19 protein-coding genes and 1 pseudogene are annotated in these 19,599 nt (G+C 46.8%); 7 read left to right on the plus strand and 13 right to left on the minus strand.

Going from position 1 to position 19,599, the window contains the following annotated elements; genetic code table 11:
• From WG89_RS32300 to WG89_RS31325, 3 genes are all read right to left on the minus strand, one after another.
• Positions 1 to 167: transposase (locus WG89_RS32300; protein WP_062260605.1), on the minus strand; the 167-nt coding region annotated here is incomplete at its 3' end.
• A 40-nt stretch (positions 168 to 207) separates the two neighbouring features.
• Entirely contained in the window at positions 208 to 1,065 is an 858-nt protein-coding gene (locus tag WG89_RS23030) for an FAD-dependent oxidoreductase (RefSeq protein WP_062270056.1), read from the minus strand.
• A gap of 229 nt (positions 1,066 to 1,294) precedes the next feature.
• Positions 1,295 to 1,519: a hypothetical protein gene (locus tag WG89_RS31325; RefSeq protein WP_172806899.1), complete on the minus strand. Its 225-nt coding sequence runs from the start codon at positions 1,517 to 1,519 to the stop codon at positions 1,295 to 1,297.
• Positions 1,520 to 1,613: 94 nt separating this feature from the next.
• On the opposite strand from WG89_RS31325, the gene acnB reads away from it, so the two are divergent.
• The 3 genes from acnB to WG89_RS23050 all read left to right on the plus strand — a co-directional run bounded on the left by acnB (position 1,614) and on the right by WG89_RS23050 (position 6,094).
• Positions 1,614 to 4,205, plus strand: a complete 2,592-nt coding sequence (gene acnB, locus WG89_RS23040; RefSeq protein WP_062270082.1) for a bifunctional aconitate hydratase 2/2-methylisocitrate dehydratase — start codon at positions 1,614 to 1,616, stop codon at positions 4,203 to 4,205.
• A 79-nt stretch (positions 4,206 to 4,284) separates the two neighbouring features.
• Positions 4,285 to 4,734, plus strand: coding sequence for a YiiD C-terminal domain-containing protein (locus WG89_RS23045; protein ID WP_281177721.1), 450 nt, complete (start codon positions 4,285 to 4,287; stop codon positions 4,732 to 4,734).
• 187 nt (positions 4,735 to 4,921) lie between these two features.
• Positions 4,922 to 6,094: a macro domain-containing protein gene (locus WG89_RS23050; RefSeq protein WP_062270059.1), complete on the plus strand. Its 1,173-nt coding sequence runs from the start codon at positions 4,922 to 4,924 to the stop codon at positions 6,092 to 6,094.
• Between the two features lie 3 nt (positions 6,095 to 6,097).
• Here the strand turns inward: WG89_RS23050 and WG89_RS23055 are convergent, their stop codons facing one another.
• The 4 genes from WG89_RS23055 to WG89_RS23070 form a co-directional block, all read right to left on the minus strand.
• Positions 6,098 to 8,098, minus strand: a complete 2,001-nt coding sequence (locus WG89_RS23055; protein WP_062270060.1) for a transglutaminase TgpA family protein — start codon at positions 8,096 to 8,098, stop codon at positions 6,098 to 6,100.
• Positions 8,091 to 9,071: a DUF58 domain-containing protein gene (locus tag WG89_RS23060; RefSeq protein WP_172806900.1), complete on the minus strand. Its 981-nt coding sequence runs from the start codon at positions 9,069 to 9,071 to the stop codon at positions 8,091 to 8,093. Before WG89_RS23060 ends, WG89_RS23055 begins: the two co-directional genes overlap by 8 nt.
• 20 nt (positions 9,072 to 9,091) lie before the next feature.
• Positions 9,092 to 10,057, minus strand: coding sequence for an AAA family ATPase (locus tag WG89_RS23065; RefSeq protein WP_342669273.1), 966 nt, complete (start codon positions 10,055 to 10,057; stop codon positions 9,092 to 9,094).
• A 99-nt stretch (positions 10,058 to 10,156) separates the two neighbouring features.
• Positions 10,157 to 11,356 (minus strand): O-succinylhomoserine sulfhydrylase, encoded by a 1,200-nt coding sequence (locus tag WG89_RS23070; protein ID WP_062270063.1) that lies wholly within the window; start codon positions 11,354 to 11,356, stop codon positions 10,157 to 10,159.
• Between the two features lie 384 nt (positions 11,357 to 11,740).
• On the opposite strand from WG89_RS23070, the gene WG89_RS23080 reads away from it, so the two are divergent.
• The 3 genes from WG89_RS23080 to WG89_RS23090 are packed head-to-tail and all read left to right on the plus strand — an operon-like array spanning position 11,741 to position 13,103.
• Complete coding sequence (locus WG89_RS23080; protein WP_062270065.1) at positions 11,741 to 12,517, plus strand: 5'-3' exonuclease H3TH domain-containing protein; 777 nt, start codon at positions 11,741 to 11,743, stop codon at positions 12,515 to 12,517.
• Positions 12,518 to 12,577: 60 nt separating this feature from the next.
• On the plus strand, positions 12,578 to 12,817 hold the full coding sequence (locus WG89_RS23085) for a type II toxin-antitoxin system CcdA family antitoxin (RefSeq protein WP_062270066.1): 240 nt from the start codon (positions 12,578 to 12,580) through the stop codon (positions 12,815 to 12,817).
• On the plus strand, positions 12,804 to 13,103 hold the full coding sequence (locus WG89_RS23090; RefSeq protein ID WP_062270067.1) for a CcdB family protein: 300 nt from the start codon (positions 12,804 to 12,806) through the stop codon (positions 13,101 to 13,103). Before WG89_RS23085 ends, WG89_RS23090 begins: the two co-directional genes overlap by 14 nt.
• Positions 13,104 to 13,147: 44 nt before the next feature.
• Here the strand turns inward: WG89_RS23090 and WG89_RS23095 are convergent, their stop codons facing one another.
• From WG89_RS23095 to WG89_RS23110, 4 genes are all read right to left on the minus strand, one after another.
• Entirely contained in the window at positions 13,148 to 13,408 is a 261-nt protein-coding gene (locus WG89_RS23095; RefSeq protein WP_079254003.1) for a type II toxin-antitoxin system Phd/YefM family antitoxin, read from the minus strand.
• A gap of 95 nt (positions 13,409 to 13,503) precedes the next feature.
• On the minus strand, positions 13,504 to 15,015 hold the full coding sequence (gene purF / locus WG89_RS23100; protein ID WP_062270069.1) for an amidophosphoribosyltransferase: 1,512 nt from the start codon (positions 15,013 to 15,015) through the stop codon (positions 13,504 to 13,506).
• 188 nt (positions 15,016 to 15,203) lie between these two features.
• Entirely contained in the window at positions 15,204 to 15,701 is a 498-nt protein-coding gene (locus tag WG89_RS23105) for a CvpA family protein (protein WP_062270070.1), read from the minus strand.
• A gap of 117 nt (positions 15,702 to 15,818) precedes the next feature.
• On the minus strand, positions 15,819 to 16,103 hold the full coding sequence (locus WG89_RS23110; protein ID WP_153301775.1) for a ComEA family DNA-binding protein: 285 nt from the start codon (positions 16,101 to 16,103) through the stop codon (positions 15,819 to 15,821).
• Between the two features lie 344 nt (positions 16,104 to 16,447).
• Here WG89_RS23110 and WG89_RS32305 point away from each other — a divergent pair.
• Positions 16,448 to 16,891, plus strand: a pseudogene (locus WG89_RS32305) (DUF29 domain-containing protein).
• Between the two features lie 12 nt (positions 16,892 to 16,903).
• Here the strand turns inward: WG89_RS32305 and WG89_RS23120 are convergent.
• Together WG89_RS23120 and WG89_RS23125 are read right to left on the minus strand one after the other, a co-directional pair.
• Complete coding sequence (locus WG89_RS23120) at positions 16,904 to 17,461, minus strand: Uma2 family endonuclease (RefSeq protein WP_172806901.1); 558 nt, start codon at positions 17,459 to 17,461, stop codon at positions 16,904 to 16,906.
• A 91-nt stretch (positions 17,462 to 17,552) separates the two neighbouring features.
• Complete coding sequence (locus WG89_RS23125; RefSeq protein WP_245662965.1) at positions 17,553 to 19,532, minus strand: polysaccharide biosynthesis protein; 1,980 nt, start codon at positions 19,530 to 19,532, stop codon at positions 17,553 to 17,555.
• Positions 19,533 to 19,599 lie beyond the last annotated feature (67 nt).

A 19,599-nucleotide genomic window follows, 5' to 3' on the forward strand; every position in this document is an offset into this window, starting at 1 on the left:
GGATAAGGAGGTCTTCCGTTGCCACGCTTAGGGTAATAGGGCTCGATTACGGCCTCTAAGCGTTTCCATGGAATCAGAACCTCCATTCTTTCAAGAAAAATTTCCCTACGAGTTCTGCGTCGCTTCTGGCTGAATTCACTGTCGGAAAAAGAGAGTTGTTGGTCCATGACTACCTCTGATCAAGCTGCTGAGATTATTATCTCATGATCAGGGACTTATTCGCAGGTTCCCTAGCTGCTCGGGCTCCTGCAATATAAAGCCACTTCTATGTTTTGCAAACTTAACCAGTCCTTCAGGACCATACTGAGGTATGCCGTAATAAAAGCCATTCTCAGTATCAAAAGCAAAGGCTGGAGCATTACCTGGCAGGTTTTCAGGTTTCTTAGCCTTGAACCAATATTGAAGATTCATTTCCACTTCAAGAGGATACTGCTCACCCGTGATTCGGTTCAGCCATGAGCCCGCAGTGAGAACTATTTTGTCACAGGTAAAAACGCCACGACTTGTTTTTACTTCAACCCTATCGGATTGCTCCCTGAATGATTCCATCACCGTATTTTCGAGAATCTGACCAGAACCGCTTCTCACTGCATCAATGAAGTACCGCAGAGATTTATCCAGATCCAGAAAACCCGCCTGTTTGTCCAACAACCCTGTCCAGTTGGCAGGTACTTTCATGCCCGGCGCTCTCTGACCACACTCATTAACTGTCAATTCTTCTACTTCAAGCCGAAATTGAGAAGCACTCTGAAGAACGCCGTTCAGTACTGGACTGCTTTGTCTGTCTCCAGCAATCAGTAAGCCATTCAGAGAAAGCACTTTTTCTCCGGCAACCCGATTAATGTCCTGCCAGTCGCCCAAAGCCTCTTTAAGCAATGGCACGTAAAGAGGATCTTCAAAATAAGAAAGCCTGATTAGACGTGTCTGGCCATGGGAACTGTTGAAGGTATTTCCAAGCTCATACTGCTCCAGACAGAGCACTTTGAGACCCGCCTGAACCAGTCGGGCTGCAGCAGCACAACCCATAACCCCCATACCTACGACTACGACATCATAATGCTTCATTATCCAGAGCCCCTGCCTTTAGGAAACGAGTCTGACTATACTGCCGACTTAATTCAGTTAAATTAGTCATTTTGGTGAATAATCATCGTAGTCAATAGCGCCCTCTTCTTGCGGAAAAGATCTCCCGGATACGAGCAAAACCAGCTTGAGAATGGGATTTACGACCCGTTCGACCATTATTCACCAAATTTATGCCCAAGATTACGGGATGCACTTAACTTGAATAACGCTATCCGCTATACTGCCCGCGCCACCGGCTGGCTGATGAATCAAAGGTTGCAGTTTTTTCACTGCCAACCTGTACAGAATAATTCCCACCGGTATACAGATGCCTGCACTGATCGTCATGGGCATGAAAGCTTTTAACAGTGAACTCTTGTTCTGGAGGAGGAACAGGAAAACTCGACAGGGCTTTCTTCTTCACCCGCCCAGCCATAGTGTGCAGGACTGACATTCACCACAGGAACATCTGCAACTGTCCGACCAACCACTGCAGAAGTATCAGGGACGGTGACCGGACAGGCCGCACAGATGATGAGGGTAGATCCGTGCTAGAAGCCTACAGAAAACATGTCGAAGAGCGTGCAGCAGAAGGTGTCCCACCTAAACCACTAAGCGCCGAGCAAGTAACCGGACTGGTAGAGTTGCTGAAAAACCCACCTGCCGGTGAAGAAGAATATCTGCTGGACCTGCTGGAAAACCGCATCCCACCTGGCGTAGATGAAGCCGCTTATGTTAAAGCTGGATTTCTTTCTGCTGTCGTCAAGGGCGAAGCGGTATCCCCACTGCTGGATAACAAAAAAGCAGTTGAACTGCTTGGCATGATGCTGGGTGGTTACAACATTGAGACTCTGGTTGAACTGCTGGACAGCACCAAGCTGGCTGAACTGGCAGCAGAGCAGCTGAAAAACACCCTGCTGGTCTTTGACGCCTTCCACGACATTGAAGAAAAAGCCAAAGCGGGCAACAGCCACGCTTCCGCCGTACTAAAGTCCTGGGCTGACGCTGAATGGTTCACCAAACGTGACGCTGTTCAGGAAAGCATCAAAGTTGCTGTCTTCAAAGTTTCTGGCGAAACCAACACAGACGACCTGTCTCCTGCTCCTGATGCCTGGTCCCGTCCAGACATCCCGGTTCATGCTCGCGCCATGTACAAAATGACCCGCGGCGGACTGGAGCCTGAAGAGCACGGTGTGACCGGTCCTCTGAAGCAAATCGACGAAATCAAAGCCAAAGGCCTGCCCGTTGCTTTTGTCGGTGACGTAGTCGGTACCGGTTCTTCCCGTAAGTCCGCTACCAACTCTGTTCTGTGGTTCTTCGGCGATGATATGCCTGGTGTGCCAAACAAGCGTGCTGGCGGTATCTGCATCGGCGGTAAAGTTGCGCCTATCTTCTTCAACACGATGGAAGACGCTGGCGCACTGGTTTTCGAAGCCCCTGTTGAAAAACTGGGCATGGGCGACGTTATCGAAATCCGTCCTTACGACGGCAAAATTCTGTCCGAGTCCGGCGAAGTTCTGTCTGAGTTTGGTTTCAAGTCCGACGTTATTCTGGACGAAGTACAGGCTGGTGGCCGTATCAACCTGATCATTGGTCGTGGTCTGACGGATCGTGCACGTGAAGCTCTGGGCCTGGGTCATTCAGAGATTTTCCGTCGTCCAGTTTCCCCAGAAGAAAGTGACAAAGGCTTTACGCTGGCTCAGAAAATGGTCGGCAAGGCTTGTGGCGTAGAAGGTGTTCGCCCAGGTACTTACTGTGAACCGAAAATGACCACAGTAGGCTCTCAGGACACTACTGGCCCTATGACCCGTGACGAACTAAAAGACCTGGCTTGCCTGGGCTTCTCTTCCGATCTGGTTATGCAGTCCTTCTGCCACACCGCAGCTTATCCAAAGCCTGTTGACGTTGAAACTCACCACACTCTGCCAGACTTCATCATGAACCGAGGCGGTGTAGCTTTGCGTCCAGGTGACGGCATCATCCACAGCTGGCTGAACCGTATGCTGCTGCCTGATACCGTAGGTACCGGTGGTGATTCCCACACCCGTTTCCCTCTGGGTATTTCCTTCCCAGCAGGTTCCGGTCTGGTGGCTTTCGCAGCGGCTACCGGCGTAATGCCTCTGGATATGCCAGAATCCATTCTGGTTCGATTTAAAGGTGAGATGCAACCGGGTATCACTCTGCGTGATCTGGTACACGCCATTCCTCTTTACGGTATCAAGCAAGGCCTGCTGACCGTTGAGAAGAAAGGCAAGAAAAACGCTTTCTCCGGTCGCATCCTGGAAATCGAAGGTCTGGAAAGTCTGACCGTAGAACAGGCATTCGAACTGTCCGACGCTTCCGCTGAACGTTCTGCTGCTGGTTGTACAATCACTCTGTCCGAAGAGTCCATCACTGAGTACCTGAAGTCCAACGTGACCATGCTGCGCTGGATGATCAGTGAAGGCTACGGCGACCCCCGTACTCTGGAGCGCCGTGCTCGCAAGATGGAAGAGTGGCTGGCTAATCCTGCCATGATGCGTGCAGATTCTGACGCTCAATACGCTGAAGTCATCGAGATTGACCTGTCTGAAATCAAAGAGCCTATCCTGTGTGCTCCTAACGATCCAGACGACGCTCGTACACTGTCTGATGTCGCGGGCGATAAGGTTGACGAAGTATTCCTGGGTTCCTGCATGACCAACATCGGTCACTTCCGTGCTGCCGGTAAACTGTTGGAGCAGAACAAGGATCCTCTGCAAACCCGCTTCTGGATGTCTCCTCCTACCAAGATGGATAAGGCGCAACTGGAAGAAGAAGGTTACTACAACATCTACCAGAACAGTGGTGTTCGTACAGAAATTCCGGGCTGCTCCCTGTGTATGGGTAACCAGGCACGTGTAGAACCAGGCGCTACTGTACTGTCCACTTCTACCCGTAACTTCCCGAACCGTCTGGGTGATGGTGCCAACGTATACCTGTGCTCTGCAGAACTGGCTTCTGTTGGCGCAATTTTGGGTAAAATTCCAAGTGCAGACGAGTACATGGAATACGCCCAGAACCTGGACTCCATGTCCAGCGAAGTATACCGTTACCTGAACTTTGATCAGGTTGAGTCTTATCAGAAAGCAGCCGACGACATCATTGCGAAAGCAAGCTGATCAGTTGACTGAATAGCACTCAAAAAATCCTCGCTTTTGCGGGGATTTTTTTCATCAAGACTTTTAAGAGGGCAGAAAAATAAATACCCCCAGACTCACCCCGGAATTTCAGGAGTGGATTCTCAATAACATTCCGCTGCTTCAACAAATGCAATTGCAGTTTGATGATTTTGACAGGGGCATTCTGACAATGAGTTGCCCACTGGAACCCAACATAAACGATAAAGGTACGGGTTTTGGCGGCAGTATTGGCGCTCTGGCCACCATTTGCGGATGGACCTACACTATGATCCACGCAAAAACGGTCCTTGATGAGCCCGAAGCCATGATTGTGGATCAGACGATGAAGTTCCACGCACCCGTTACTGGACACTTCACAGCCACATGCACTGCCACCATTCCAGATGATTTTCAGGAACGCCTCCAAGAAGGCCGCAACGGAAAGCTGGATGTAGAGATTGAGATACACTCCAATGGCGTTCTCACTGCCACCTATCAGGGGTTTTACATCGCCAGGAAAAGAACCTGATCAGCCGAAGCCTTGACGCTGCCTACCAAGAAAGAAACCTTCTCAGTCAGAAAACCGGCAGTTAAATCCATAAAAGAGGTCAACCAGCCTTATCTTGCACCATTCGGCCATAGATAGAGTCAGGCAGCAGGGTTTCAGTGACGAGCTGTTTATACTGAAAACTATCGGTAGATTTTCTGGCTTAAGAATGACTCCAACGCCTGATTCGGTCAGTTCAGCATCCAACTGGCAGATTTTCAAAAGCTGGGTAAAACACACCATCCGCTCAGCCTTCACCTGGAACCGGAAAACCCGGGTACTTGAGGATCCTGACGCCCTGCTTCAAGAAGCCAGGGCCAGAGGCGACAATCCTTACGCGGGGCTGAGCCAACGAAAAATTGCCAGAAACAACAACCTTCAGAATCAGGTTGGCAGAGCAGCTATCGAATCAAAAGAGGATTTCACCCGAATTGGTCTGGAACCTGCCGCTTTTGCAAATCAATCCGATCTTATCAGAGCCTTTCAAAATCAACTTCTGGCACGAGCCAAGGACCTTCAGTCGGCAGTTTATCAAGATGCCAATGGTAGCTTTAAACAAATGAAAGCCTGCTCCACACTGGTAAACCAGACGATTGCCGGAAACTGGCCTGCCGTCCTTCATTGCCTGACACTGGAACTTCCAGCTGAACAGCTGCACGAACTGACCGACTATGCCCGCCCCCTGCAATTACTGCTCAATCCAGAGCCAGAAGTGAACACCACGGCTCCATCTAATGTACGCCGCCCTGCCAATGATTTGCTGGATAAAGATGTTTTTTTGTTGTCGGGTGATATCATCCGAATGAATGAAGCTCGTAAAGAGCCAGTGCAGGCAATCGCCTGCCCTTACACCATCCGAGGATCAAAACAGGAAACCGAGCTTTTGAATCGGTTATCCATAATAGACCCTGGCCTAGCCAGAAAAAGCTTTCTCGACAATATCAAGAAATTAAAGCCTGGCCTGGCCGCAATCTCTCCCAACCCAGCACTGAAAGCCCACGGCTTCAGCCATATGATCCATACGGTCATTCCAGCCAATGACTCAAAGAATATAAATACCGAACTCATCAACGCCTATCAGTCCAGTATTGAAGCCGCTCACCGAAAAGGGCTCACCAGCATAGCTCTACCCATACTCAGTACCGGCTTAAATTTCTCCGCAGACAGAGCAGCAAAAATTGCGTGCGTTGCTGTCAGCCGTTACATGAGTAGCCACAATCATCCAACCCACCCTCCTAAAGTCTTTCTGGTTTGCCCGGGGACTGAAGAGGGACAACAGATACAACGTCACATCAACGACTATCTAAGCCAGAAAACACCAACACCTAAAGAACACAAATAACCATCAGAGTTTTGAAAGACAGTACCTGAAAAGCTTCTCATCAACGGCTTTCTCCTGATAAGCCGCTTTTACATAGAGTCTTGCAAATGCCATCACAGGTTCGGCAATTTCCTTATCCATCTCAGCCACTCTTCGAGCAAAACTTAACTCAGCTTCACCGGATTCAGGCGTAAAACCACGACGCGCCATTTTCCGGCAAAAGGCTTGATAATACTTCTTCAACGGAGACAGCTTCTGTCGCCTATAAAGCAAGGTCAAAGACAGTAAAGCTAAAATCAGAGCTATTCCCGCTGACAAAGCAACGCCCTGTCGCCAATAGAAATCCTTGTTACCCAACAGCTCCCTGAGAAAGGCTTCCTGCTCATCCTGTTTGTAATTAACGACAGACCTCTGCCATTGGTATTCAGCCTTCTCAAAGGCCAGACGCAATGAATTCAATACACTCAGCTGACGATACCGGTAGAGTGAAAGAGGATTGTCAGGCAGGAATACTTCAGAACCCCCTACAGCAGCCTCCAAACCAGACTCAATCCTTTGGGGTGAAACCGCAGCAGTAGGATCAAACCTTAACCAACCCTGCCCTGCCACCCAGATCTCTACCCAGGCATGAGCATCAAACTGTCGAACCTGAATCAGGTTTTCGTCTTCCTTGTACTCGCCGCCCTGATAGCCGCCAATGACTCTTGCTGGAATGCCTACAGATCTCATCATGTAGGTAAAGGCTCCAGCATAATGAGCACAGAAGCCTCTTTGCCCTTCAAATAAAAACTGATCGATGGACGATGACTGACTATAGAGTGGAGGAGAGAGAGTGTAGTAAAACTCATCGTTTCGAAACAAAGAAAGTACACGCCCGGCCATTTTAACGGGGTCGTGAGACGACTGCGAAAACAACTCTTTAGCTAATTGACCGCTTCTTTCATTTCCTGATTCAGGCAACTGAACATTCAATTCTTTCAACCAATCAGGCATTGTAATTGAACGAGATAGAGGCCTGGTTCCATCCAGAGAGTATAGGTAGCGTGTCTCTACCGGCTGATCTGCTGCCAACCTCATACTGCGATAGAAAAAACTGTTCTCCACCACACTTCCGACGGGCCCCAGAGTGTACAACCAGGGTTTACCCGTCGGCTCCATCATCACTTCGTACTGATATTCAGTCTGACGATTCAACCACCAACCCTTGTTTTCTGGCTCCCGGCTTATCCAGTTTCCGGATTGACCACCCGGCACTGAAAAGCTTTTATCTGTCTGCCGCCATGTTTCGCCATCAAACTGGTCCAGCACAACGGCTCGCCAATACCTTTGTCTTGGTGGAGGAACATCTTCTTTGAATCGAGCTCTGAAAACCAGTTCATCTGAACGACTGAGTCGTGCTATATCCCCGGGTGTCATTGCATCGGTAAGGCCTGTTCTGGCACTGTTATCAGGCAGTGGCACAGACCACAAGGGGCCAATTCTAGGCACAAGTATAAAGAGAAGAATGGTTAAAGGGGCTGCCTGCAATGCCAAACTACCAGCAAACTGAATACTCGACTTTACTGGAATAGAAGCCGACCTTCGGAACATGGCCTGTTGAGCGGCAATGAGTACAACCAGACAAAAAACCAGGTAGAGTGTTTGCAAAAGTGTTTGAGAAAATAAAACAGCCGTCGCCACCAGGAAGTAGCCAATATACACCACCACCAGAGCGTCTCGCCTGCTTTTCATTTCCAGTAATTTCAGGGCATAGCCCGCTGCCAGAACTGAAACTGAGGACTCCAGTGAGATCAATGGTTTGAAGCTGACAAATACTGTGACCAGCGCTAAAAGAATTAACCCAGCCCTCAACCAGAAAGGAGGCCATTGCCCTCTACCCAATAATATAGTCACGCGCCAACCGGCGGATAAACAACCCAATAGTGTGATAACCGCAGGAACTTGCTGCCAAACAGGAAGCAGCACCATTAACAAAGCGGCAATCAACCAAAGGGTTGATGCCCTGCTGACTGGAAGATCATGCATGATGACGATCTCCCTGTCTGTTTGGTTCAAGAGCATAAAGAGCTAAAGCTTCAAGGCATCTCTGTAAATGCTGTGACCCGATTCCAGTTGGTATTTCTAACCCGGGTAAGATCAGACTATAAGGTCTCTGATCGGACTCACACGACAAACACCAACCGGTGAGTACAGACAGTTTCTCTTCAATATCGACACCTGGAGTCTGCACGAACGATAAAGAGACCTGATTACCAACAGGTTCTTCAAAGAGCTTGGTATTCAACTCATTGGTTCTGGCAAACCCTTTCCAGTCAACGTGTCCCGCCAAATCCGATTCTTTATAGCGCCGAAACCCCGCAAAATCATCATGCCCTGAACGAGCCTGTCGCCCCTCGTTATCCTCACCACCCAGCTTATCCGGCAGTGGATGAGAGTGATCAGGCCTTGGGTAAATTAAAGTATTCATCTCCAGTAATACCCAACTCCAGGCTCTGCAGAAACCCAACGGATAAACACTCTCTACCCTCATTCGCCCCGGTTGCAACCAACCTCGGGTCCTGGCCAAAACTTTTAAATTACAGTCCTGATTTTTATCAAAAGAAAGACAAACCTGTTCATTCTCTGGCCAACCTAACTGAACAGCCTGTCGACTTTTTTCTCCAGCTTGCAGCTGAAGTTTTACCGCTATTGACTCCCCAGCATGACCCGACTCAGCGGATCTGGAAATCAGAGTCACTCCGGCAAGATTTCTCCAAGTATGGAGAATCGATAACATAAACAAGCTGATCATAAAAAATGCCAGACCAAAAGCCAGGCTATTGGCGTAGTTAGCCGCCAGAATAAAGATCAGTAACGCAACAGCAAGCCAGATGTACCCACCGATTGTGGGCAAGATGAAGATACGCTTTTGATCAAGCGTTATATGTGCTGAGGGTGGAATTCGTCGATCCAGCCATTGATTAAATCGACGCCGTGCCCAGGCAGTTTTTTCCTTCATAAGAGTCTTCATGACAAAACTCAGCCCATAACTTGAGTGGTTGCCAAAAGCTCTCTGACTGATTTCCCCTGCTCTCTTTCCTTCAAACGGTGATCCGCTACCGCTACAAAAACAGCCTGGACATCTTCGGGTATGACATAATCTCTACCATCCATCCACGCCCATGCCTTAGCCGCCTGCACCAATGCCAAACCGGCTCGTGGAGACAAACCGGTAATGAAATAACCCGCTTCACGAGTGCTTGATACCAGCCTCATGACATAATCCAGCAACATATCACCCAGATGAATGGACAGAATTTGATTCTGAGCTTCCACCAATTGAGCCGCAGTCAGAATCTCAGGTAATGAACCTAATTCATTCCTGCCTGCCTCCCCTCTGAGAATGGCTTTTTCAGACTCGGTATCCGGATAGCCTAACTCTAGCCGCATCAAAAATCGGTCAAGCTGAGACTCTGGAAGAGGAAATGTACCTTCCTGAAAGACCGGATTTTGAGTGGCTACTACAAAGAAAGGCTCTGGAAGAATACGAGTATGGCCATCTACTGAAACCTGGCGCTCTTCCATGGCCTCGAGCAAAGCACTCTGGGTTCTGGGAGAGGCCCGGTTGATTTCATCTGCTAACAGTAACTGCGAAAAGACGGGGCCGGAATGGAATTCAAAAGCAGATGTATTTTTATCAAAAACGGTGACTCCAATAATATCCGCCGGTAACAGATCACTGGTGAACTGAACTCGCTGATAGCCCAGCCCCATCACCTGAGCCAGGGCATGAGCCAAGGTGGTCTTACCCATTCCAGGCAAATCTTCAATCAACAAATGACCTTTGGCCAGCAGGCAACAGACGGCAAGCCTGATCTCCTGATCTTTGCCCCGAAGGATTTGACCCAAAGCCTGAATACATTGATTGACTTCATTCATTAGCAGGAACACCGTTGTTCTTTTTATGTGGCTCACGGCTATTTTAAGTAGCTCATGGCGGCTCATTGACTTCCTTGTTGTTGTATCGGTCAAAGAGCAGAAACAATCATAGCCGTTTCTGCATCTATCAAGCAGAAGTCCATTTCTGCTATAAACAGGCCTGCATTAAAGTTGAGACAGCCCTTTTTCAAGATCAGCTTTCAGGTCTTCCAGATTTTCAAGCCCTACTGCCACCCTGACCAGGTTTTCGGTGATACCGGCTCTTGCCTTGTCTTCATCCGTAAGACGGCAATGCGTGGTAGTAGCAGGATGAGTAATTGTCGTGCGCGTATCGCCCAGATTAGCGGTTCTGGAAATAAAGGTTACTGCATCCATCACTTTCCAGGCCTGCTCTCTGCCACCTTTTACTTCAAAGGACAGAACCCCGCCAAAAGCTTTCTGTTGACGCTTGGCCAGACTATGTCCTGGATGCGACTCAAGACCACTGTAGTGGACCTTTTCAACAGAAGGATGCTCTTCCAGCCACTGAGCCAAAGCCAGAGCATTACGACAATGAGCTTCTACTCGTAGGCTGAGCGTTTCAAGAGACTTATAGAAGTTCCAGGCATTAAAGGGGCTCATAGACGCTCCGGCAGCTCTCTGCCAGAGGTGCATCTCGCTGATCAATTCTTTACTGCCTACGGCAACACCGCCCATGCAACGACCCTGACCATCAATGAACTTTGTCGTGGAATGAACGACAATGTCAGCACCCAGCTTTAATGGCTGCTGCAAAGCAGGAGTACAGAAACAATTGTCCACCATCAACAGTGCATCATTCTCATGAGCGATGGATGCCATTATTTCCAGATCGACCACTTCGCCCAGTGGATTGGAAGGCGTTTCCAGGAACAATAAGCGAGTTTCAGGGCGCATAGCATCACGCCACTGCTGATAATCCGTGAAGTCAACAAAAGTGGTTTTAACACCAAATTTATCCAGATACTTGGCAAAGACAGTAACCGTTGTACCAAAAACACTGCGAGAACAGATGACGTGATCACCGGCTTTCAGTAATCCCATGCACATGCCGAGAATGGCGGCCATACCTGAAGACGCTGCACAGGCCAATTCTCCCCCTTCGAGGGCAGCCATACGATCTTCAAACATTTTTACAGAAGGGTTGGTGTATCGAGAGTAAACATTGCCGTCTTCATCGCCGGCAAAAACAGCCTGAGCCTGTGCTGCACTGTCATAAGTAAAACTGGAGGTGAGATAAATGGCTTCGCTGTGTTCTCTTTCACCACTGCGGATTACACCAGTCCTGATAGCCTGGGTTTCAAATGCCCATTCGTCCTGATGATTACTCACGTCGTTGTCTTTCATTTCTGATCCTATTTACCATACCGCTCAGGGCTTTCACCATGAAAAATATTTTGCTCTGCTAATTACATATACAGGAGATAAACAAAATTTTTTCTTCGCTCATGGCGGTTCATGAGCCTACTGCATAAAGGCTCCGGGAATGCTTGAATCTGAATTTTCCGAGATAAAGCTCGAAAGACCATTGATCCAGCAAGCCCCAGATAGCTGACAAGATGCCAAAGATAACGAAAAAAACCCACCGTTGACAGTAAAAATACCCATAAAACCTGTAGCCAGAGCTGAAAACGTGTAGAAATCACTGAACGCTGTTTTGTGATAGGCTTGAAGCCTGAATGATTGACTGTAAAACGTAGTTTCCGCTTCTGACTGATCAGGAAAAATGGAATGTCTCCCCACTTGCTTTTAATTGATGCCCTTAACCTGATTCGAAGAGTACATGCCGCTGTCAGGGCTCCTGATGAAAACAGCCAGGTGGATGGTGCCATATCGGCAACACTTTCATCTCTGAACCGGGCTATCAAGGAAACCAATCCTTCTCACTGCCTGATGGTATTTGATGGCAATCCTCCTACCTGGAGACATGAGCTGTACCCGGATTACAAGAAGGGACGAAAGCCTATGCCTGAGCCATTGAGAAAAAGGCTAGGAGACTTCAATAAGGCATTTCTAAAAATGGGCATTAAGACTTTTAGAAAGACAGGTCTTGAAGCAGATGATGTGATTGCAGCCATCGCCTCCAAAGCATCCAGAGCCAATGTTCGAACAACTATACTCTCAACCGATCGAATTTTTCTACAGCTGTTAGATGCTCCCCAGATTACTCTGCGTGATCATTTTCAAAAACTTGATTATCACGGGCAAAGCGTACAAAACCTTTATGGCTTTAATGCAGAAAAACTCACCCAATTCTGGGCCATTGCAGGTGTTGGAGATGTACCGGGTGTACAAGGTGTAGGGGATAAAGGAGCCACTTCATTGATTCTGGAACATCAGAATCTGGAGAATATTTTCTTGATGGAAGAAGAAGCCAAAGGCGCTGCAGGGAAGGTAGTTAAACAGAGAGAGCAGGCATTAATGAGCCTGAAACTGGCAGCTCTGGCCTGTGAACTTGAGGTAGGCGTAAAACTGAAGGATTTGAGGTATGAGCTTTCAGAGATGTGAATTATTCTAGATATTGACTACTATTAGTAATACTATCAGTGTTCGAAAAGGAGCAATGAAATGGCCAAAGCAAGAACCAGTATTTCTCTTGATGAAGAGGTTCTGGAGAACGTCAAACGTCTAAATTTAAACCTTTCAGAGATTGCTAACGAAGCTGCTATTCAAAGCATTAAACAGTCCAAGACTGAGCAATGGAAACAAGAGAATAAAGAAGCTCTGGATGAATACAATGCCTTTATAGAACGGCACGGCACTTTTGGTGAGAAACACGGAGTTATGTTTAAAAATGAGCCAATTTGATCTTTATCAGACATCTTCAGGCGAATTTGACTTTGTAGTAGAACTTCAAAACGACTTGGTAGAAACCAGAACAGCTGTGGTTGCTCCACTACTTCGGGCTGATAAAGTGGAACGACGGGTAAAAAAACTGATGCCTCTGGTATCAATAGATCAGATGGAATACATCGTACAAATCCCTAATCTGGCAGCAGTATCAAGAACCTTCCTGAAGAGTCCGGCTGGCGATTTAACTTCATCTCGAGATGAGCTTTTGGCGGCGCTGGATTTTCTCTTTGTGGGATTTTGAGTCATGCAGCCAGAGAAGAAGAGCACAAGTGTCCAGTAAGTACTTCATTGATCTGGGTGGTCATAAAACTGATCAATGATGTCATCAGGCGTCTTATCAAAATCTTCCGATATCTCGATCTTCCCCTGCAATACTCTAAAACCACGATTTTGAGGCAGCTCTACATAAGGAATCAAACGCATAACCGGTTTGTTCCTCTGAGTTATGACAATATCAGCATCTTCTTCCAAAGCTAACCGGACTAACTCTGAAAGCCGACTCTTGGCCTCATGCATACCCGCAGTTATCTGTTGCGAATCTGACATCGAAGCACCTTAGCTAAGTAAACCAGAATCAGGTTAGTCCTTGCCAGATAACCTGGCAAGGACATAAAACTTCACTCAACCAGCTTTATAGAAAATCAGGCTAGTTCTTCATCATTATGAAGATCAATAATTGAGTCGCTTCGCTCATTGGCTCTGGTTTCTTCATTTCTGCTGGCAGCAAGACGGCTTAGGTATTCACTGTCGATACCACCGGCAATGTACTTGCCATCAAACACAGAGCAGTCGAAATCTTTAATCTGAGGATTCAGGGACGACACGATCTTTTTGAGATCATCCAGATCCTGGAAAATGAGTCGATCAGCACCGATCTCTTGTTCAATTTCCTTATCAGTACGACCGTAGGCTATCAGCTCTTCCGATGTTGGCATATCTATGCCATAGACATTGGGGTAGCGAATAGCGGGCGCTGCGGAGCTGAAGTAGACATTCTTGGCGCCACTGTCTCTGGCCATCTCAATGATCTGCTGACAAGTGGTACCTCGAACAATAGAGTCATCAACCAGCAAAACGTTCTTACCTTCAAACTCTTGCTTAATGGCACTCAGCTTCTGCCTTACTGATTTCTCCCGAACTTCCTGACCTGGCATGATAAAGGTACGGCCAATATAACGGTTCTTAACAAAACCTTCCCTGTACGGAAGTCCCAATCTGGTAGCAATTTCCAAAGCAGAAGTACGGCTGGTATCAGGAATAGGCATAACCACATCAATGTCGTGCTCAGGCCACTCTCTCAGGATTTTGTTGGCCAGAATCTGCCCCATTCTCTGGTGCGCCTGGTAAACAGGAATTCCATCAACAATAGAGTCTGGTCGGGCCAGATAAACATACTCGAACATGCAAGGGTGTTTAATGCCCTGCACACACTGAAAAGTATGCAATTGATTTTGTGAGTCTATAAATACCGCTTCACCCGGTTCTACATCACGAATCACTTCAAAACCAGACGCACTCAAGGCAACAGACTCGGATGCGATCATGTATTCAGTGCCCGTCTCGCTCTCACGTTTACCATAGATGAGAGGGCGAATACCGTAGGGGTCGCGGAAACCGATAATGCCATGGCCGTTGATCATCGCGACGACTGCATACCCACCCTCACAGCGTTCATGCACTCTGCGAACAGCCTTAAAAAAGTCTTCAGGTTGAGGCTTCAGCTTACCAGCCTGAACCAGCTCATGAGCGAAAACATTAAGAAGAATCTCTGAATCCGAACTGGTATTGATATGACGCAGATCTGTTTTGAACAGCTCCTGCTTGATACTTTCGGCATTAGTCAGATTGCCATTATGAGCAAGCGCAATGCCATAGGGAGAATTGACATAGAACGGCTGAGCTTCAGCCGAACTGGATGTACCTGCTGTAGGATAACGGACATGGGCAATCCCCATGTGCCCTACCAGCTTTTTCATATGCCGGGTTCTGAAGACATCACGGACCAGGCCGTTATCTTTCCTCAGGTAAAAATTATCTCCACCCAAGGTTACCATTCCAGCTGCGTCCTGCCCCCTGTGCTGAAGCACGGTCAGCGCATCGAACAACAGCTGGTTAACATTCACTGTCGCCGAAATACCGACAATTCCACACATTTATAACATCCTCAGGCTTGATCAGCGGCCCCAAAGCTCCGGCACGTTACCCTGAAAGTCAGATATTTCTGAGTTTCTGCGCTTATGTCGGTCTTTAGAGCCCATTTTCTCTCAAGAGTTCACTGAAAGCTCTTCCTGGAATTTTGCCTGTTCCCGGAGCTCTTCAGATATAGCTCTTAAAGATAATTTCACCCTGCTTGCAGTACGGGTTCTACCCACTGGATCACAGTTTCCTTGGACCAGTCCGCAAGCAGCAAAAAGTGCGGCAATAATACCGAATCTTGCCATGCTTCGTCATTCTCTAATGGTGCAAAAGTCATTAAACCTACAACCAGAACCACCAATAGACAGCCTCTTAACCCACCAAATACCATTCCAAGCAGCCTGTCAGTGCCTGTGAGGCCTGTGGCTTCCACCAACTCAGCAAAAATCCGGTTGACCAACCCACCTACCAATAAAGTGGCAACAAAAAGCATCAAAGAGGCAGAAATAATGCGAACAGAAGGTGTTTCGACATACTGAGTCAGTAAATTGGCCACACTCCCATTGAATGTCCAGGCGACAAAAACCGCAACAATCCAGGTCAGCAGAGATAAAACCTCTTTGAAGAAGCCACGTTTAAGACTGATCAATGCAGAAACAATAACGATGGCAGCTATGACCCAGTCGATCCAGGTGAAGGTCAAAGTAGGACTCCTGTGCAAATCTCTATAATCAGACCAGAGTATCGGTTTTGTGGAAAGGGCTCAATATACAAAAAAGCCCGTCACAGTGGACGGGCTTTTTGCCATATCTGGGAATCCTTATTGTTCAAATACTATTCTGGATTCGTTCTTCTTCATAAAAGCTTCACCAATGAACTTAACCTGATCAAGGTCATCCATATTTTTGAAAGGTCCGTGTTCTTTACGGTGTTTTACGATTTCCTCAGCCGTTCGTTTGCCTACTCCTATGAGTTTGTCATCCAGTTCCTGTACTGTAGCTGTATTGACGTTTACGACCAGCTCTTTGTCCTTGTTGTTGGCGAAAGAGCCTGAAGAGAGCATCAAAAGGCTGGTAAGAGCGATTGTTGATAAGTATTTGTTCATGGCACTACATCCTTTATTGCCAGAGAAGGGAGATTTCAAAAGAATCTTTGAAACCGTTATTTCCAGTTCTAGACCGTTTTTCAGAAAAACCAAAATCCCGTCATCAAACAAATTCCACTTTTTCCCTTACATTGATGCAAGTGACTGAATTCTATGTACTATAAATCCGGTCGACTTTTTTGACGGGTTGATTCTGATGACAGCATTTTGACTTCCTTGGGCTATCTCATGTTTATGACCAGTAAAATGACAATAATCGAACCCTGTCTACTGACTTCGCAACTTCAGTCAAAGGAGAGGTACACTGAATGTATTTTCCATAGTCATAAAAAGCAGGTAAAACAATGAGAGATCTATATGACACCGACTTCTACAGCTGGACAGAACGGCAGGCTCAACTGATCCGTGAAGGACGACTTTCCGAGCTGGACCTGGAGAATATCCTGGAGGAAATAGAAAGCATGGGGCGAAGTGACTACAGAGCCTTTCAATAAAGGTTCTGCGTGCTTTTTATGCACCTGTTGAAATGGCAGTACCAACCAGAAAAGAGAGAAACCGAGCATAGCTGGAAAAGAACCATAAAAGAGCAGAGAAAACAGATCAAACGAGTTTTGAGAAAAAACCCTGGACTCAACGAAATTCTGCCAGAAGCCTATTCAGATGCCATTGAAGACGCTGTAGATGAAACAGAGCTAGAGCTGCTTCCACTTTTCCCTCAGAATGCCTCTGGAGTTATGATCAGGTTATGGATTCCGAGTTCTGGCCATCAATGTGATACATCATATTAAGGGGCACAACGTCTAAACAACCCCAATAATGTCCTTATAAACATCCAGCACAGAGAGTTCAAAATCAACTGAAGTCAACTGAATACGATCGCGCTCGCCCAGTCGTTCACTTTGCCAATGTTCACCCGAACGTCGATAAACATCCACCAAAAACTCGTATTGAGAAACCAGCACGTACTCTTCCAATGTCGGGATCTGTGTATAAGCCTCAAGTTTGGTCAAACGATCATGTTGCTCTGTTGTACGGGAAAGCACTTCGATAATCAGTTTTGGCTGCTCTTCCACATAAGGGTTTTCTGAGCCACGATTGCAGGAAACCATGACATCAGGGTAAAAGAAAACATCCTCGGTTTCCGCCCCTGCTCTGACTTTCATATCAGAACCAAAAACGTCACAGCACGATCCCTCCAGGTGATTTCCCAACAAACGTCCCAATCTCATCGCAAGTAAATTATGCCGTCTACTGCTGCCCACCATGGCATAGACATAACCATTGATATATTCCCTCTTAACAGGAGCTGTCAGCTCCGACTCAAGATACTCATCAACAGTAACAGGTAGATTTTTCATGGCATTCTGCATCAGGCTCACCGATGTCTTTCGTAGTAAGCCATTCAATATAGACAAAAAAGGACAAAACAGAGAATGAATTGATCCGCCATCAATGATAGTTGATAACTTCCCGTTCTTGCCGCTGTTCAGGCTGATCCGTCTGGTTCATCCAGTCAACTACCTCTGATGTAGGTGAAAAGCCATTTACATAACTAGAGAGCTGGTTTCTCAGATCAGTAAAACGTCTATTTCGGGCCACTTCAAAAATGCTCTCTAATGCTAACCGGTAATCAACCCAACCTTCTTTGCTTTCCATCGCCATACTGATTTTTGGATGATTGGTTCCAGTCACATTATCACCAATCAACAACTCTTCAAAAAGTTTTTCCCCTGGTCGCAATCCAGTGTATAAAATTTCAATATCACCTTCAGGATTACTTTCATCTTTAAGTGTCAAACCTGATAAGTTAATCATCCGCCTAGCCAAATTGACTATCTTAACGGGCTGCCCCATATCAAGAACAAAAACTTCTCCACCACCAGCCATAGCACCTGCTTGAATAACCAACAGTGCGGCCTCAGGAATTGTCATAAAATAACGATTGATATCAGGATGAGTCACTGTCACAGGCCCACCAACACGAATTTGCTCTCGAAATACGGGTATAACAGAACCACTTGAACCCAAAACATTTCCAAAGCGAACCATAGTTAAGCAGGTATTAATTGGTATATTAGTCTCGGATTCAACGCCAAATTTTTCCGCATGAAAAAACTTCACACTACGCTCATCAGACAGTGCCTGCAAAGCCATCTCAGCTAATCGTTTTGAGGCCCCCATTACATTGGTAGGACGAACTGCCTTATCTGTAGATATGAGAACGAATCGCTCAACTTGAGTAAGAATTGCAGCCTGAGCAGTATATAGAGTCCCAAGAGTATTATTCCGTAAACCCTCCTCAATATTATGTTCAACCATCGGAACATGCTTATATGCTGCAGCATGATAGACAGTATCAACAACAAACCTTCTCATTGTCTCTACCAGACGTTCTGGATTATTTACAGAGCCAAGAACTGCTGCAATTTGAACAGATTTACAGTCATTGAGTGTACTCTGAGCTTTTAATAGATCTTGCTCAACTGAATACAAACTGAATTCACAATGCTCATAAAGAACAAGGCATAGCGGTTTTTGCTTTATAATTTGACGGCAAAGCTCAGAGCCAATTGAACCACCCGCTCCAGTGACCAAAACCACTTTACCAGTGATGCACTTTTCTAAGAGATCGTGTCTAGGCTCGACTTCATCCCTACCCAGCACATCACCGATATCAACAGGTTGAATTTCTTGCATTTTCATTCGGCCACTTGCAAGATCTGACATGGCAGGTACTGTTCGAATAGGTAGTCCGTGTTGTTCTAGAGTTTGAACTATCTCCTTTCGTCTTAGCCTTGTTGCAGAGGGTATCGCCAGTAACACCTCCTGCACCCCAGTTTCCTGCACCATCTGCTCAAAATGTTTGGGCCGGTAAATGCGCCTTCCTTGAATGGCACGGCCTGCATTGTCCTTTTTATCATCTAGAAAAGCGACTGGCTGGTATTCAATCCCCTTATCCAGAGCCGACATCACCTGGACACCCGCTGCTCCAGCTCCATATATAGCTACAGGAATACCTCGACGCGAATGGTTCTGCTTATTTGGGAAAAACTCAGGAAAAATATCAGAAATAGACTCCCCTAATAACCAACTGCGAACTACATAACGTGAGATTGTCATTGTCGGCAATAGTAAAAGCCAATATATGAAGGGGATAGAACGAGGAAGGTGTATCTGACCAAAAACAAATCCGGCTAACATTAAACAGATTGTTGAATAAGAACATGCCTTAATGATGACTATAATCGAGTCTGAGCCCATATAGCGAAGCACAGCTCGATAGAGCCCCATTCTAACCAGAAAAGGCAAGGTTACTGCTACAGCAACAATAAACGCAGGGTAATAACGCGTAAACGAATCAGTCATACCCAGGCGGATATAAAAAGCCAGCCATAAACAGAAGATTATCGCGACTGTATCAAAGAGCAATGCAACCAGTCGTTTACTCGAGCGAGGGAGGGAAAGCAATATGTGTCGCATGTATTACCCGAATAAT

Source organism: Endozoicomonas arenosclerae, from assembly GCF_001562015.1.
GTDB classification, from domain to species: domain Bacteria; phylum Pseudomonadota; class Gammaproteobacteria; order Pseudomonadales; family Endozoicomonadaceae; genus Endozoicomonas_A; species Endozoicomonas_A arenosclerae.